This window comes from Paraburkholderia fungorum, assembly GCF_900099835.1.
GTDB lineage: Bacteria > Pseudomonadota > Gammaproteobacteria > Burkholderiales > Burkholderiaceae > Paraburkholderia > Paraburkholderia fungorum_A.
Genome location: NZ_FNKP01000001.1, coordinates 2,294,573 through 2,309,924, shown reverse-complemented (window position 1 = coordinate 2,309,924; position 15,352 = coordinate 2,294,573). Strand labels below are relative to the sequence as shown.

Annotated in this window: 13 protein-coding genes; 4 read left to right on the top strand and 9 right to left on the bottom strand. The window is 63.5% G+C overall.

Annotated features, from left to right (window positions below; genetic code table 11):
* Nucleotides 1–2: 2 nt before the first annotated feature.
* Both BLS41_RS10125 and BLS41_RS10120 read right to left on the bottom strand, forming a co-directional pair.
* Complete coding sequence (locus BLS41_RS10125) at nt 3–3,134, bottom strand: efflux RND transporter permease subunit (protein ID WP_074764183.1); 3,132 nt, start codon at nt 3,132–3,134, stop codon at nt 3–5.
* Nucleotides 3,131–4,276, bottom strand: a complete 1,146-nt coding sequence (locus tag BLS41_RS10120) for an efflux RND transporter periplasmic adaptor subunit (RefSeq protein WP_074764182.1) — start codon at nt 4,274–4,276, stop codon at nt 3,131–3,133. The genes BLS41_RS10125 and BLS41_RS10120 overlap by 4 nt, the downstream gene beginning before the upstream one ends.
* A gap of 218 nt (nt 4,277–4,494) precedes the next feature.
* On the opposite strand from BLS41_RS10120, the gene BLS41_RS10115 reads away from it, so the two are divergent.
* Nucleotides 4,495–5,112, top strand: a complete 618-nt coding sequence (locus BLS41_RS10115; RefSeq protein WP_074764181.1) for a TetR/AcrR family transcriptional regulator — start codon at nt 4,495–4,497, stop codon at nt 5,110–5,112.
* 149 nt (nt 5,113–5,261) lie between these two features.
* Here the strand turns inward: BLS41_RS10115 and BLS41_RS10110 are convergent, their stop codons facing one another.
* The gene (locus BLS41_RS10110; protein ID WP_074764180.1) at nt 5,262–5,474 is read right to left on the bottom strand and encodes a hypothetical protein; all 213 of its coding nucleotides are present in this window, start codon (nt 5,472–5,474) and stop codon (nt 5,262–5,264) included.
* A 262-nt stretch (nt 5,475–5,736) separates the two neighbouring features.
* On the opposite strand from BLS41_RS10110, the gene BLS41_RS10105 reads away from it, so the two are divergent.
* Nucleotides 5,737–6,813, top strand: a complete 1,077-nt coding sequence (locus BLS41_RS10105) for a LysR family transcriptional regulator (RefSeq protein ID WP_074764179.1) — start codon at nt 5,737–5,739, stop codon at nt 6,811–6,813.
* 62 nt (nt 6,814–6,875) lie between these two features.
* Here the strand turns inward: BLS41_RS10105 and BLS41_RS10100 are convergent, their stop codons facing one another.
* The 6 genes from BLS41_RS10100 to BLS41_RS10075 all read right to left on the bottom strand — a co-directional run bounded on the left by BLS41_RS10100 (nt 6,876) and on the right by BLS41_RS10075 (nt 13,340).
* Nucleotides 6,876–7,106, bottom strand: coding sequence for a DUF2795 domain-containing protein (locus tag BLS41_RS10100; RefSeq protein WP_074764178.1), 231 nt, complete (start codon nt 7,104–7,106; stop codon nt 6,876–6,878).
* Between the two features lie 293 nt (nt 7,107–7,399).
* Nucleotides 7,400–7,654: a hypothetical protein gene (locus tag BLS41_RS10095; RefSeq protein WP_074764177.1), complete on the bottom strand. Its 255-nt coding sequence runs from the start codon at nt 7,652–7,654 to the stop codon at nt 7,400–7,402.
* Nucleotides 7,655–7,931: 277 nt separating this feature from the next.
* The gene (locus tag BLS41_RS10090) at nt 7,932–9,269 is read right to left on the bottom strand and encodes a C45 family autoproteolytic acyltransferase/hydrolase (protein ID WP_074764176.1); all 1,338 of its coding nucleotides are present in this window, start codon (nt 9,267–9,269) and stop codon (nt 7,932–7,934) included.
* Between the two features lie 191 nt (nt 9,270–9,460).
* Complete coding sequence (locus tag BLS41_RS10085; RefSeq protein ID WP_074764175.1) at nt 9,461–11,194, bottom strand: ClcB-like voltage-gated chloride channel protein; 1,734 nt, start codon at nt 11,192–11,194, stop codon at nt 9,461–9,463.
* Between the two features lie 106 nt (nt 11,195–11,300).
* Nucleotides 11,301–12,038: a glutathione S-transferase gene (locus tag BLS41_RS10080; protein WP_074764174.1), complete on the bottom strand. Its 738-nt coding sequence runs from the start codon at nt 12,036–12,038 to the stop codon at nt 11,301–11,303.
* 210 nt (nt 12,039–12,248) lie between these two features.
* Nucleotides 12,249–13,340, bottom strand: a complete 1,092-nt coding sequence (locus BLS41_RS10075) for a YeiH family protein (RefSeq protein ID WP_074764173.1) — start codon at nt 13,338–13,340, stop codon at nt 12,249–12,251.
* Between the two features lie 118 nt (nt 13,341–13,458).
* Here BLS41_RS10075 and BLS41_RS10070 point away from each other — a divergent pair, with 118 nt between their 5' ends.
* Nucleotides 13,459–14,358: a LysR family transcriptional regulator gene (locus BLS41_RS10070; protein WP_074764172.1), complete on the top strand. Its 900-nt coding sequence runs from the start codon at nt 13,459–13,461 to the stop codon at nt 14,356–14,358.
* A gap of 164 nt (nt 14,359–14,522) precedes the next feature.
* Nucleotides 14,523–15,305 carry a sugar phosphate isomerase/epimerase family protein gene (locus BLS41_RS10065; RefSeq protein WP_074766444.1) on the top strand — a complete coding sequence of 261 codons (783 nt, stop codon included), beginning with the start codon at nt 14,523–14,525 and terminating at the stop codon, nt 15,303–15,305.
* The last annotated feature ends 47 nt before the right edge of the window (nt 15,306–15,352 follow it).

Below are 15,352 nucleotides of genomic sequence, written 5' to 3'. Positions count from 1 at the left end.
GCTCAATTCCCCGTATGCGTCGCGCCGGACGTGGTCGGCGGCTCGCGCTCGTCGCCGCGCACCCTGAACGATGCGGCGTACAACGCGGGCAGATAGAACAGCGTCAGAATGGTCGCGCTCGTGATGCCGCCCATCAACGCGGTCGCCATCGGGCCGAAAAAATTCGAGCGCAACAGCGGAATCAGCGCGAGCACAGCAGCAGCGGCAGTGAGCGTGATGGGCCGGAAACGCCGCACGGTTGCACCGACAATCGCGTCGAACCGCTTGTGCCCCGACGCGATGTCCTGCTCGATCTGATCGACAAGAATCACCGAGTTGCGCATGATGATGCCGAACATCGCGATCACGCCAAGCATGGCGACAAAGCCGAACGGCTGGCCGAACAGCAGCAGCGTGATGACGACGCCGATCAGCCCGAGCGGCGCGGTCAGCACGACCATCAGCACGCGCGCGAAGCTTTGCAGCTGGATCATCAGCAAGGTCAGCACGGCGATCACCATGATCGGAATCTGCGCGTAGATCGAGGTTTGGCCCTTGCCGCTTTCCTCAACCGAGCCGCCCACTTCGATCCGGTAACCGACCGGCAGCGTGCCGCGAATCTGGCCCAACGCGCGGTCCACCGCATGCGTGACGTCGATGCCTTGCGCGCCGCCGGTAACGTCGGACTGCACAGTGATGGTCGGCTGACGGTCGCGCTCCCAGATCACGCCGTATTCGAGATCGTTGCGCAGGTGGCCGAGCGTGCCGAGCGGCACCGGGCCGTTGGGCGTCGGCATCGCGAGCGTGACGAGCCGCGACGGGTCGACGCGCTCCGCTTTCGGCGCCCGCAAATCGACGCTGATCAGCTTGTCACGCTCACGGTATTGCGTGACGGTGTAACCGGACAGCGTCATCGCGAGGAAGCTCGAAATGTCTTCGGAACTCACGCCGAGTTCGCGCGCTTTCGTCTGATCGACTTCGAAGCGCACCGAGCGTTCGGCGGGTTCGTCCCAGTCGAATTGCACGTTGCTCGTGCCGCGCGTGGCGCGCATCGTCGCGGCGACGCGATCGGCGATGGAGCGCACGGTGGCGATGTCGTCGCCGCTCACGCGGAACTGCACTGGATAACCGACCGGCGGCCCGTTTTCCAGCCGCGACAGACGCGTGCGAATCGCCGGGAAGTTGTCGCGCAATTGCGGGTCGAGCCACTGTGCGAGCTTCTCGCGATCCTTCACCGACTTCGCCGTAATCACGAACTGCGCGAAATTGGGCTGCTGCAATTGCTGGTCGAGTGGCAGATAAAAACGCGGCGCACCGGTGCCGACGAAACTCACCGTGTGATCGATTTCAGGCCTTCCCACAAGGGTTTTTTCGAGGCGTTGCGCCTGACGCAGCGTGGCTTCGAACGAAGCACCCTCGGGCAGACGCACGTCGACCAGCAATTCAGGACGGTCCGAACTCGGGAAGAACTGCTGCGGCACGAGCGTGAAGCCCGCCATGGCCAGCGCGAACAGCACCACGGTGATCGCGAGCACGATGAAGCGCCGCTCGATACACCAGCCGATCCAGCCGCGCAGACGCCTGTAAAAGCGCGTGTCGTAGATATCGTGTTCGTGGTCGTCGGCGAGATGGGCTTCGTGCGCTTCACGTTTGCGCTCAGGCAGCAGGTGGTAGCCGAGCAGCGGAATCAGTACGACCGCGGCGAGCCACGACGCGATCAGCGCGATCGCCGATACCTCGAAGATCGAGCGCGTGTATTCGCCGGTGCTCGATTTGGCCAGCGCGATCGGCAGGAAGCCGGACACGGTGACGAGCGTGCCGGTCAGCATCGGAAACGCGGTGCTGGTGTACGCAAATGCTGCCGCCCGCGTGCGGTTCCAGCCTTGCTCCAGTTTCACCGACATCATTTCGACCGCGATGATCGCGTCGTCGACCAGCAGTCCAAGCGCCAGCACCAATGTGCCGAGCGACACCTTGTGCAAACCGATATCGAACAGATACATGCACAGTGCCGTGAGGGCGAGCACGACCGGGATCGAGATCACGACCACCATGCCGGTGCGCACACCGAGCGACACGAGGCTGACCACCAGCACGATCGCGACGGCTTCGGCGACCGCTTCGAGGAAGTCGTCGACCGAACGCGCGACCGCGTGCGGCATGCTCGACACCTCGACCAGATGCAAGCCGACCGGTAACGCCGCGCGCAACGGCCCCATCTGCTGATCGAGCGCCTTGCCGAGGCGGATCACGTCGCCGCCATCCTGCATTGTCACGCCGATGCCGAGCACGGCCTTGCCGCCGAAGCGCATCTGCGTGACGGTCGGGTCGTCGTAACCGCGCTTGATGGTCGCGATATCGCCGAGCCGGAACGAGCGGTTGTTGATGCGGATCAGCGTGTCGGCGAGCGCGTTGACGTCGTTGAACTGGCCGGTGGGGCGCACGAACACGCGGTCGTCGGTGGTGGTCAGCGTGCCGGCCGGCGCGACGCTGTTCTGCGAGTTGATCGCCTGGCCGAGTTGCTGCGGCGAGATGCCGAGACGCGTGAGTTGCGTGTTGGCGATCTCGATGTAGATGTGCTGGTCGGGGTCGCCGAAATAATCGACCTTGCCGACGCCCGGCACGCGCAGCAGCACCGTGCGGAGCTGGTCCGCGTAGTCGTGCAGTTGCGCGGGCGAAAAACCGTCGCCTTCGAGCGTGTAGATGTTGGTGTAGACGTCGCCGAATTCGTCGTTGAAGAACGGGCCCTGAATGCCTTGCGGCAGCGTGCTCGCGATATCGCCGACTTTCTTGCGCACCTGGTACCACGTTTCGGGTACGTCCTTGACCGGCGCCGAGTCTTTCATCGAGAAGAACATCAGCGATTCGCCGGGGCGCGAGTAGCTGCGCACGAAATCGACGGCGGGCGTTGCCTGCAGCGTGCGGCCGATGCGGTCCGTCACCTGTTCCTGCACCTGCCGCGCGGTCGCGCCGGGCCAGAACGTGCGGATCACCATCACGCGGAACGTGAAGGGCGGGTCTTCGGATTGGGCGAGCCGCGAGTAGGCGAGGATACCGAACGCGGTGGCAAGCGCGATCAGGAAAACGACCAGCGCCTGGTGACGCAACGCCCACGCGGACAGGTTGAAGCGTCCCTCTTCATGGGGCGTGCTCATGAAGCGAAATCCTCGGGATGCAGCGGCGCGATCACGCGGACTTTTTCGCCAGCGCTTACCGTATGCACACCTTGCAGGACGACGCGTTCACCGTCGCTCAGCCCCTGACTGACGACGACGGTGCGCTCGGTATAGCGGACCACGGTGACGCGGCGCAGTTCGAGCGCATTGTCGTTGGCGCGCACGATCCATACGGCCGGTTGCTGGCCCTGGTGGAACAACGCGGTGACGGGCAGCGTGAACGAACCGTGCTGATCCGCCTGACCGTTCGACGATGACGGTGATGAGATCGGCGCGATGTCGGCGGTCATGCCAAGACGCACGTCCGGGCCGGGCTGCAGGAGCGTAAGACGCGCGCGATAAGTGCGGCTTTGCGGATCGGCGGCCGGCGACAATTCGCGCACGCGCGCCATGAACTTGCGCCCCGGCAGCGCCGCGAGCGTGACGTTCGCACTTTGTCCGATGGCGAACGAGGCCAGCGCGCTCTCCGGCACGTCGCAAATCACGTCGACGTCGCCGCTCCACGCGAGGTTGTACACGGCCTGACCCGCGGACACGTTTTGCCCCGTGTCAGCCTGTTCGCCCGTAATCACGCCGTCATGACCGACGACCAGCGAGGTGTACTGCAACTGGTTCTTCGACAACGCTACCTGCTGCTGGGCCTGATCGCGCTGTGCGAGCGCGGAAGCGTAAGCGTTAGTGGTCTGTTCGAGTTGCGCCTGCGAGATCAGATTCTCTTTCGCCTGCGCCTGGTCGCGGTCTAGCTGCTGTTTCGCGAACACCAGGCCGTGCTGCGCGGCGTCGAGTTGCGCCTGCGAACTGGCGGCATTTTTCTGCGCGTCGGCGGGATCGAGTTGGGCGACGACCTGACCGGCTTTCACGACATCGCCGAGACGCACGCGCCGCTCAATGATCTTGCCGTTGACGCGAAACGACAGCGGCGTCGAATAACGCGCCTGTATCTCGCCGGGCAACGACGCGGCCTGCATCGAATTGCCGTCCGCATGGACGGCAAGCGCGACAACCGGGCGCGGCTCGGGCGCTGCCGCTTCCTTCTTCGAACACGCGCTGATTACAACGAAACCTGCCATCGCAAACACGAAGGCGGAGCGCTTCAAAAAGCCGCGGAACTGCTGGCGCATCGGCGACGATGCGGGAAAACCGGGACGCTTCACAATTACCCCAACAGGAGACAGCGAACGAACACGGCAAGCCGCAGCGGCCCGCCAGCAAAGGCTTGTAAGCGGATTATGCAATTCGCATACACGTCTGACTTCGAATGACTTTCTGCATTCTAATACACACCTGTATTTGAATGTCGAAGTGAATTGGAATTCTTTTCGGTGCTAGACTGGCGCCCATGAAACGGCAACGACTGACCCGCGAGCAGAGCAAAGACCAGACGCGCGAGCGCCTGCTCGATGCTGCGCAAGCGATTTTTATGAAGAAGGGCTTTGTCGCGGCGAGTGTCGAGGACATCGCCGGGGCGGCAGGTTACACGCGCGGTGCGTTCTACTCGAACTTCCGCAGCAAGAACGAACTGTTTCTCGAACTATTGCGGCGCGATCACGAGACGATGCAGGCTGGCTTGCACGCGATCTTCGAGAGCGCGGCGTCGCGTGAGGAAATGGAAACGCGCGTGCTGAACTACTACAGCAACCTGTATCGCGAGAATAAATGCTTTTTGCTGTGGGTCGAGGCGAAGCTGCTGGCCGTGCGCGATGGTCGCTTCCGGCTGCGTTTCAACGCATTCATGCACGAAAAGCTGGAGCAGTTGGGCGCTTATGTCCGCGAATTCTCGGCGCGAGTCGGCACGCCGATGCTGATCGAGCCAGAGCAACTGGCAATCGGCCTGATGGGTTTGTGCGACGGCGTGCAGTTTTTTCACATCATCGATCCGCAGAATGTGCCTGCGGAGATGGCCGAAAAAGTGCTGGCGGGATTTTTCGCGCGTGTGGTGTTCGGGCGCGATGCGTGAGCGGGAAGTTCGCCCGCGGAACTGCCTTTAGTTGCAGTGTGGCTGGGTGCGCGTAGCCGGTGATTTTCTGCGGGCGATATCGAGAAGCGCGGCTGGAGTGCGGCAGACCCTGCTACAGCGGTCCTGCCCGCCGCCGCCAATCAATCAGATCAGTTGACCGGAAGCTGGCCGCAAACGTCGGTAGACGGCGTCGCGCAGGCGAGCGAATACTCGCCGCTGTAGCGCAGGACTTCTTCTCCGGCATGCAGAACGACCTTGATGTCCGGGCATCGCTCGTAGGCGATGAAGGCCGAACAGGCTGCGGCGGACCAGCAAACCAGCGAAAACGCGATTTTTTCGATCAGTTGAAAACGAGGTGTCATAGCGATTGATTTCCTTTCGGACGCTATGGTACCAAAATACTAGGGTTTATACCTAGTCGAAAAGCCGCAATGTTGCTTTGCAACAAATTATGAAATGGGCGCGTCGCCAACCTGACCGGAATGTCATCTTCGGGTCAGGGTTGGGACATGATCCGCTAGCTACAATCGGAACGTTGGGCAAATCCGCGCGCGCCTTGCCGTGCGGGTCGACACAGGCGGCAGCGTTGCGCCGGCCCGGCGTTACCGTGGCAGGAGCGGTCCCATGAATCAACTTCAGTCGATGCGCGTATTCGTCAAGGTGGCGGACCTCGGCAGTTTCGTCGGCGCGTCCAGTGCGCTGGATCTGTCTACGGCGGTCATCACGCGGCACGTGGCCGATCTCGAAGCGCGTCTCGGCACCCGGCTGCTCAACCGCACCACGCGCCGTCTTTCGCTGACCGAAGCGGGCCGGACTTACCTCGAACGTGTGCGGCACATTCTCGACGACCTCGAAGGCGTCGAGCAGATGGTGGTCGCGCGTAATCACGAGCCGGTGGGCACGTTGCGGATCGTCGCGCCGGTGGTGTTCGGGCTGCATACGCTCGCGCCGGTGGTGCAGTCGTACGCGGCGCGTTATCCGGACGTGATGCCGGACGTCACGCTCGCGGACCGCCAGGTCGATCTGGTCGAGGAAGGTTTCGACGTCGGCATTCTGGCGACGCGGCATATGCGCAGCGGCAGCATCGTCACGCGACGGCTGACCACTGGCTACATGACCGTCTGCGCGACCCCCGCTTATCTCGCTCAACACGGCACGCCGACGCGTCCCGAGCATCTGCTGAATCATCCGTGTCTTGCGCGGCCGTCCGAACACGGCGGCGAGGAAAGGGTATTCACGGGCCCCGATGGCGGTGACATTCGCGTGCGCCCCGGCAATGCGATCGGCGCGAACAATACGGAGATGTTGCGGCAATTCGCGTTGCTCGGCATGGGCGTGGCGATTCTGCCGAGTTACCTGATCGGGCGGGATCTGGCGTCGGGGCGGCTCGTGCCTTTGCTCACCGATTACCGGCTGCCGCAGGTTGAAATCACGATTGCGTATCCGAGCCGTCTTCATTTGCCGGCGAAGGTGCGCACGTTTATCGACCACCTCGTCGAGCATTTTCAGCAGACCAGCCCGCCAGCGCGGTCGCCGCGCGTGATCGCGCCCGCGCGGGTCGCAGCGGAGCCGATGGCTAACGCCGATGTCCGGACGCGTTCAGTGTCTGCGGCGCCTGCCGAGGTCACGCTGCCGCGAGATGCGGCGCGTCGCTTGCCGAAGGTGCCGCGCACACGGATCGTGGCGGCGTCGTCGGCGTGAAGAGTTGCTGAGCGTTTTGATGCTGACGTGAGCGGGGTTTATCCCCGCTCCTTCTTTCTGGATCACGAGCCTAGACCGGGTCCGTAATTTCCCGCGACCAGACGCGTGACCGAGTCGATGTCCGCGTAATCCTGTTCGGGCATGCCGTCGAGCATCGACAGCAGTTCGTTACTCGCGCCGGCTTCGCGCGCGGCATCGACTAAAGCGTCCTTGTTGGCCGGAAAATGGACTTCGCTTAAAAGATCGGCGATCTGCAGATCAATCGATTCGCCGGGGAATGCCGATGCTGTCATGCAAGTGCTCCAGGTTGAAGGTGAGAGCGGCGTTGATGCGCCGGTTGAGATGAGGATTGGAGCGCGACGGTAAATTATCGAGGCCTGAATTTGCCCGTTCGCAAGTTCGCGAATGACGGGCCCTTGGCGGAACTCAGAGCTTAATCCGCCGATAACGCATCGGCTTATAAAAAAGCCCGCCGCTGAAGGCGGCCAACACCGCAGCCGCCAAGAATCAACCCGCAAAGCGCTTAGGTTCGCATTGACGCATCAAATTGGCCGCTCTACGCAGCGCGACGCCCAGGCGCCGCCCGTCAAGTCTGCAAATGCTCGTTTTGTCCCATGAAACTTCGGTCGAGATGCCGCGACTTCGGCAGCGCGATGTGTTGCCATTGTTGCGGACTAGTGTCGTCCGTGGCGGCGACGCCGGGTGCGGCAGGCGCGACCGGTGCGGCATTGGCGCGGGCGGCGAGGCTGGTCGCGGTCGTGCCGTCGGTCGCGGTATGAACCGGCGCGGCAAAACACGAAGCTGACAGCGTCACCATGGTCAACAGTGTCGAGGTTTTCATCGCCCGACCTCCTAAGCTCATGCGGCGCAAACTGTTGAGCAATCGCCGTGCCGTCCCCGCGTCGAAAGGGCGGCCAGCGTGTACGCGGCCTCGCACTATCCCGCGTGCGCGTATCTCCATCTTAGTTGGCAAATACTGCAATGCGCGCACATTTGCGGCAAAACCGTATTGTAGTTTTCAGATGATGGCACCAATGAGGCAGTAGATGCCCGCTCCGTGCACAAGGCGTCGTGCAGGCTTGGATGGTGCGGTGCAGCAAGCTCGCGCTGACTTCGCATTAGCGCTGCACCTCGAACCGCGTCCACGGCCACGACGGCCGGTCGCGCATGTAGCCGTTCAGCCAGTTCCACTGCGGATGCCGTTTCATGAACGCCTGCGCGTCGAACGGCCTTCCGCACGGATGCCCCCAGCGCGCGCTAAACGCCATCGCGCGAGCCATTTCGCTGTCGGCGACCTTGCCGTCGTTCGCGCCCCACGGATTAAACGGCCCGTGATCGGTCCCGCCGAAGCGGGCATCGTCCAGTTCAAGGTGGCCGCAAATCGTCCGCGAGCAGGGGTTGTCGTTGCGCTCCAGGTAGACGTCGTGATGGTCGGCGATCATTGCTTTGGCCAGTTCGACGTCGATCTTGCCGCGATGCGTTTCCTCGAGCTGCATGAAGCGCAACCGGCGCGCGCCGTTTTTGCGCACGTCCGTGTAGTCCTCGCCTTCGCCGATACATTCCTGGTTGCGGATTTTCAGGTCGGTCGCGGTGTTGTAGCCGCTATAAAAACCGTTCTTCGTGGTCTCGAAGCCGGAAAAGTGCAGCCCCAGTTCGTAGCGCGCGATCTCGCCGGTCTTGACGTCGCCGAGCAGCCAGCTATTCGCGTAGCCGCCGTTGTTCGCGCGCGCGAACATCTCGCACCATTCGCCGATGTCCTTCGCGTACTGCGATGCCCGTCGCGAGCGGTAAAACTCAGGCGCGCCGGCCGCGTTGTAGCCGACGAAGTTCGAGATCGTGGTCTCGGTCACCATCAGCCCGGCGGCCGTGATCCAGAAGTCGGTGAGGCTTGAAATGCAGCCGGGCAGGCCTTGCATCAGGATGCGGTTGCCGCGGTCCGGCACGATGTCGAAGATCACGTTGAACGCGTCGCCCGCTGCGTAGCGGTCCCACGAGTTGTGCGCCATCACGATGCCGCCGTCGCGGGTCGCGTCGCCGGTTGCGATGAACGCGCTGCAATGATGTCCGCGCCGGCCGCGCCAGAGCTTCGCGCCAAGCTCCGGCTTCTGCTGCGCCGCGTGGCTCGGCCACCAGCTTTGCAACAGGTCCATGTAGCCGTTCCACGCAAGCACTTCGGCGAACGGCAGCTTCGCGCCGTCGGCGATACCCTGGATTTCATCGGCGAATTCGGTGTCCAGCTGGTTCGCGAACTGCGTGACCGCAGCCTGGACAAAGGTGTCGAAATCTTCGCCCGTATCCCACTTCGCGAGATAACGGGCAGTGCGGATGGCGTTGCGAATTTCGGTGGCGAGCAACTGGCCGTGCTGTTCGCCGCGATCGTACGGCTCGCCTTCGATGTGCACGAAAATCCAGCCCGCCTGGTCGCGGCGTACGGCATCGGCGGATGAATCGCTCATGATCGCTCCGGTCGGATGGCGGGCGTTCCGATGCGCCCGTTTTTAGCGTAACGCGCGCTGCGGGCGAGGAGTGATGCGTTTTGAAATCGCTTCGGATCGAGTGAGATCGATTCGCCGCAGCAGTCCTCTCATTGTAGAAACTTTGCGCCGGGGGCGCCGGGCCGCGCCCCGTTATGCCCCCGGGCCGGCGCCTAGCGCGTCGGATTCATCCGGAAATAGGCGTCGAGCAACGACGTCTTGTAGACCACGCCCGCCAGCGTCGGATGCGCGGCGCTTTCCACCACCGGCAGACGCTCGCCCTGAAACGCGAGGAAGTGCTGCAACGCGACCCCGAGCGACATATCCGGCGTGAGCACGTCGAAATGCGGTTGCAGATAATTGGCGGCGGTTTTGGTCGACGTATCGCTTTTGTCGAGCAGGTCGGACGTGATGTCCTTCAGCGCGACCACGCCGAGAAACGCGCCCGACGCGTTCGCCACGTACAGATACTTCACCGGATATTCGAGGAACACGCGCGTCATGTCCTGCACGGTCGCGTTGGGCGGCACGACGGTTTCCGCGGGACGGATCAGCTCGCGCATCTGGGTGGCGCGCAGCCGGGAGCGCGCCTGCTCCTCGCTATTACGGCGCAGTGTGATTTCGTACATCGACGTCTTCGCAATCGCACGCGAAATGAAATACGCGACCACACACGACAGCATCAGCGGCAATACGACCTGATAGCTGAGCGTCATTTCGAAGATCATCAGGATCGCCATCAGCGGCGCCTGGGTCGCGCCCGCCAGAAATGCGCCCATGCCGACCATTGCGTAAGCATACGGCGCGGACGTCGCGTGCGGCCACAACGCATGCATGCCCTGGCCGAAGATGGAGCCGACCGCCGCGCCGACGAACAGCGTCGGCGTGAAGACCCCGCCGACCGCGCCCGAACCTGCGGTAGCCGCCGTCGCGATCAGCTTGAACACCAGCACGGCGACGAGCGCGGTCCAGGTCCACGGGGAATGGAGGATCGAGTTGACGACGCTGTAGCCGTTGCCCCACACCTCGGGCGACCAGATCGAGATCACGCCGACCACGAAGCCGCCGAGCGCGAGCCTCACCGGCAACGGCAAAGGCAGCTTGCGAAAACCCGCCTTCGACACGTCGAGTAGACGCAAAAACTGCGGCGCGGCCGCGCCGCACAGCGCGCCGAGCGCGACGAACAGCAGCACTTCGATGCCAGCCACCGGCGGAAACACCGGCATTTCATATGGCGGTTTGTAGCCGGCGAATTCGCGCATCGTGATATTGGCCACCACCGCCGACACCACGACCGGCCCGAAGCTCTCCATCACGATCGAGCCGAGCACGATCTCGGTGACGAAAAACGCGCCCGCAATCGGCGCGCTGTACGCGGACGTAATGCCCGCCGCCGCGCCGCACGCGACCAGCAGACGCAGCCGGGAAGGATCGAAATGCACCCAGCGTCCGATCAGCGACGCAGCGAGCGCCGCCAGTTGCACCATCGGCCCTTCGCGGCCGATCGAGCCGCCGCTCGCAATCGTGAACAGCGACGATACGCTGCGCCACAAACTCAGTTTGACCGGCACCACGCCGTCGCCGATCGCGACGGCTTCCATGTAGTCGACGTGATTGCATTTATCCGCGTAACGCTGGGCGATCAGCAGGAACAGACCGGCGATCAGGCCACCGGCTGCGGGCAGCCAGATACGCACGGTCCAGGGCATGCTGCGCGCCATTTCGACGAAGCTGCCCGACCGGCCGGCCACGGTCAGTTGCAACAGCGCGATGGCCTCGCGAAACGCAATCGTCGCAAAGGCGCCGGCGACGCCGACGACCACCGACCAGACCAGCATCGTATGGGCTTCGGACAGGCGGAACAGGTGTTGGGCGCGGGTGCGCAGCTTCAGCAGGAATGAAAGCACGTCGGTGGTACGGGGTGAGGGGTTGGGTGAGGGGCCTGGCATGACAAAGGCAACGCGCGCCGGCAGGCAGGCATTGCAGCACCCTGATGCCATCCAGCAGCGCGAATCAACTCGCCGCCTTATCGAGTTCCGGGTAGTGCCTGAAGATGCACGACTCGTTGTGCTCGATGCGCCGCTCCGATTCCAGATACGCGGCGATGTTCGGCCGTTCGATCACACGATCGTGCAGCGCGGCGAGACGCGGATAGTGTTCGCCGAATCGCTTGAGCGCTCGCGGAAACGCGTACAGCAGACCGTCGATCAACTGGAACATCGATGTATCGACATACGTGAGCGCGTCGCCGACCATGAACGTGTCGCCCGCCGGATTCTGCTTCAGCACCCGCTCGAAGTACGACATGAACTTCGGAATCCGGTTGTCGATGAAGTCGTGCGCGCGCACTTTCGCGGCGTCTTTCTGATCTTCGTAATAAAGGCCGCTCGCCAGTGGGTGATGCGTGTCGTGCGCCTCGGTGACGACATCGGCAATAGTCAGTTGCAGCCCGTTGGCCACATACCGCAGGCTTTCCACCGACGGCGCCAGATTCAACCGTGGCCCCAGGTAGAACAGGATGTTGGCAGTCTGCGAGATCAGCAGGTCGCCGTCTTTCAGAAACGGCGGCGCATACGGCGGATACGGCTCGTCGCGGTCTTTCATCAGCGCCAGCATTGCGCCCGTGCCGAGTCCCTTCGACTCCTTGCCGCGCGCGACTTCCACGTAGTCCGCGCCGGCTTCTTCCAGCGCCAGCCGCACGAATTCGCCGCGGCCTTGCAGGCCGTCCCAATAGTAAAGTTCCAGGCTCATCGATCGGTCCTCATTCCGGTCGCCCATTCACGACGCATGGCCGGTGAACGCGCGGGTTGCAGGAGAAGGTGATGCCAGCAACCAGTATGCCGCGCGAGCGCAACCGATGGTGTCTCCGATGAAGATTCACCGCTCGAAAGGGGCGCTCCAGAACGCGCAAAACCCCGCACGCGGCGGGGTTGCTGAGGGAGCGCAAACTGCGCGAACGGTTTAGCCGAACAGATGCTGGACACCCCATGTAATCCCCAGTCCACCGGCGATCAGCCATACGTACAGGATCAGACCGGTGGTCAACGCGCGGGGGCCCGCCTGGCGGATCTGCGAAATGCGGGTTTCGATGCCGAGCGCGGTCATGGCCATGGTCAACGCGAAGGTGTCGAGCGTGTTCAGCGTGCTGGTGGCGGCTTCGGGCAACACATGCAGCGAGTTGATCACGACGAAGCCGAGGAAGCCGAGCGCGAACCACGGAATCGCCAGCTTGCGCGGGGCGTTGTTTTGCGCGCCCGCCGACGTTGGGTTGGCAGCCGCCTCTTTACGCGCCGAGCGGTTCACCCACATGCCGACCACCAGCAGCACCGGCACCAGCAGCATCACGCGAGTCATCTTGACGATGGTGGCGATGTGGGTCGCCTCCGGGCTGACATTGCTGGCCGCGCCGACCACCTGCGCGACCTCGTGGATCGTGCCGCCAAAGAACAGCCCCGCGCCGACCGTGTCGAGATGCAGCCAGCCCGCTTTGAACAGAACCGGGTAGAGGAACATCGACAGCGTGCCGAACAACACCACGCTGCCCACGGCCATCGCGCTCTTGTGCGGTTTGGATTGCAGCGTCGACTCGAAAGCCAGCACTGCTGCCGCGCCGCAGATCGCGCTGCCGGCTGCCGTCAACAACGCGGTATCGCGGTCGAGCTTCATGATTTTCATGCCCGCCCACGTGCCTATAACCAGCGTGCTGACCACGATCAGCACCGATTCGGCGAGCCCCGGCAAGCCGACCTGAGCGATTTCCTGCAAGCTCACGCGCAGGCCGAAGAACGCGACGGCGATGCGCAGCAGCTTGCGCGCCGAAAAGTTGACGCCGGCCGCCCAACTCGCGGGCATACCGTCGCGCAGCACATTGCCGTAGATGGCCCCGGCCACGATGCCGACGATCAGCGGACTCAGGCCCAGCCCGGCAATCGCCGGAATCGCCGCGACGCGGGTCACGGCCGCCGCGAACAGCGCGACGAACAGGATGCCGTTGAGTTGTCCGAGAGTGGACGACTCGCCGGTCGGGGCAGCGGTAAGCGGGGCAGTGGACATGGCGCAGTCCTTTTGATGACTGACTGGATTCGATGGCCTAATCCTAATTTAGATATATCGATATGAAAAATCGTGATTTAGGATGTAAAGTATCGGCTAATCTGATATTTGTCTCGTCATGACCCCCGATCAACTTATAACGTTCGCCTCGGTCGCTGAGCATCTGAACATCAGCCGTGCGGCGGTGGCGCTTCATTTGTCGCAACCGGCGGTATCAGGCCAACTGCGGCAATTGCAGGACGAATTCGGCGAGCCGCTGTATCAGCGCGACGGGCGCGGCATACGTCTGACCCCCGCTGGCGAGCAACTCGCGAGCTATGCCACGCGGCTGCGCGACACGTGGCGGCAGGCGCATGCTTATCGCGACGCGTTGCGCGGGCTGGAGCAGGGCACGCTGCGGATCGGCGCGAGCACGACGCCCGCGAGTTACCTGCTGCCTTATCTGATCGCGGATTTTCATCGGCGGCACCCGGATGTGAGCGTGCATACCGCCGACGGCAATACGGCCGAGATCGTCGGCGCGCTCGGTTCGGTGGATATCGCGATGATCGAAGGGCCGGTCGGCGCCGATCTGCCGCCCGATACCGCCGTGCACGCGTGGCGCGAGGACGAGATCGTGGCGATCATGCCGCGCTCCCATCCGTTGGTGCAGGACGTTTCGGGAGACGACCGGGGCCGCGTCGAACTGGCGGTGCTCGGCGCGCATCCGCTGGTGGTGCGGGAGGCGGGGTCAGGTGTGCGGCAGATCGTCGAGCGGGCCTTCGCTCGAGCGGGCGTGCCAATGCGCGTCGCGCTGGAAATCGCCGGGGTCGAAGGCGTGAAGGAGGCGGTGCGCGCGGGTATGGGCATCGGTTTCGTGTCGGCCATGTCGATGCGGCACGAGAATGGCTCGTTGCGTCTGTTCTCGCTCAGCCCTGAGCCGCTGACTCGCCGGTTGTCGATTCTCGTGCCGCACGCGAGCGCGCCCGCCCGGGTCGTCGAGCAGTTTCTGACGCTGTGTCTCGCGGACGGCAGCTAAAGAAAAAGCCCGCGTGCCCGCGACGCCTGGGGATTTCCACTATGGTGCATGGCCCTTACCCTGGCCACTATCTGGGCATTGCAAGCGCCTCGGCGCTTTTTTTCAAAGCGCAATTGGAACCGGTTCCAATTGCGTGCGGCAAGACAGGACCAGGTAAATTCGACATGGCTGAAGCAGTAGACGTGGTGATCGTTGCAAGCGCGTTCGGGATGGACGCGGTGCGCACGGGCGGCCATCTGAAGTGGGCGCAGGCGAGCCGACGGGCCGGTGCGGCGGGTTTCGAAGTGCGTCGCGAGCTGTTCGCCGATGAATCCGACGCTAAGCCGCAGCGGTTGCAGGCGCTCGGCGAATCGATCGCCGAACTGGGCTTGTGGTCGGTGTTTTCCACGCCGGCTTCGCTGTACACATCCGATGGACAACTCGACAGCGCCGCGTTGCATCTCGCGCTGGACGAAGCCACGGCGCTCGGCGCGCACTTCGTCAAGCTGCAACTGGGCGGCTTCGTCCGCGATGCGTACGGCGCGGCGATTGCTGAGCAGATGCAGCGAGTGCAGCGCGCGAATCTTCGGCTTGTCGTCGAAAACGGGCAACTGGAAGAAGGCGGCTCGCTGGCGCAATTCACCGGCCTGTTCGACGCGCTGTCGCGTGAAGGTTTCGCCGATGTGCTCGGCATGACGTTCGATATCGGCAACTGGGCATGGCGCGATGTCGCGCCGCTCGACGCAGCCGGTCTGCTGGCGGCGCACGTCGACTATATCCATTGCAAGACGACGGTTGGCGAAGGCGCGCGGCGTTTTCCCGCGGCCCCGGCTGCCGACGATGCAAACTTCGCCGCCGTGCTCGAGCGCTTGCCGCGCGACGTGCCGCGCGGCATCGAGTTTCCGTTCGACACAAGCCGGATCGATGCGGATGCCGCGCATTACGTCGAGTGGTTAGGCAAAGCTTAAGTGGGCGCGAGTGGCTTGAAGAACCTGAGAGCGCGGCAATAGACGAC

Bases quoted from the DNA above. Each gene is read 5' to 3' on its own strand.
- BLS41_RS10070 (WP_074764172.1), top strand. From the start codon at position 13,459: ATGACCCCCGATCAACTTATAACGTTCGCCTCGGTCGCTGAGCATCTG.
- BLS41_RS10105 (WP_074764179.1), top strand. From the start codon at position 5,737: ATGAATCAACTTCAGTCGATGCGCGTATTCGTCAAGGTGGCGGACCTC.
- BLS41_RS10110 (WP_074764180.1), bottom strand. From the start codon at position 5,474: ATGACACCTCGTTTTCAACTGATCGAAAAAATCGCGTTTTCGCTGGTT.
- BLS41_RS10095 (WP_074764177.1), bottom strand. From the start codon at position 7,654: ATGAAAACCTCGACACTGTTGACCATGGTGACGCTGTCAGCTTCGTGT.
- BLS41_RS10115 (WP_074764181.1), top strand. From the start codon at position 4,495: ATGAAACGGCAACGACTGACCCGCGAGCAGAGCAAAGACCAGACGCGC.
- BLS41_RS10065 (WP_074766444.1), top strand. From the start codon at position 14,523: ATGGCTGAAGCAGTAGACGTGGTGATCGTTGCAAGCGCGTTCGGGATG.
- BLS41_RS10090 (WP_074764176.1), bottom strand. From the start codon at position 9,269: ATGAGCGATTCATCCGCCGATGCCGTACGCCGCGACCAGGCGGGCTGG.
- BLS41_RS10100 (WP_074764178.1), bottom strand. From the start codon at position 7,106: ATGACAGCATCGGCATTCCCCGGCGAATCGATTGATCTGCAGATCGCC.
- BLS41_RS10080 (WP_074764174.1), bottom strand. From the start codon at position 12,038: ATGAGCCTGGAACTTTACTATTGGGACGGCCTGCAAGGCCGCGGCGAA.
- BLS41_RS10125 (WP_074764183.1), bottom strand. From the start codon at position 3,134: ATGAGCACGCCCCATGAAGAGGGACGCTTCAACCTGTCCGCGTGGGCG.
- BLS41_RS10120 (WP_074764182.1), bottom strand. From the start codon at position 4,276: ATGCGCCAGCAGTTCCGCGGCTTTTTGAAGCGCTCCGCCTTCGTGTTT.
- BLS41_RS10075 (WP_074764173.1), bottom strand. From the start codon at position 13,340: ATGTCCACTGCCCCGCTTACCGCTGCCCCGACCGGCGAGTCGTCCACT.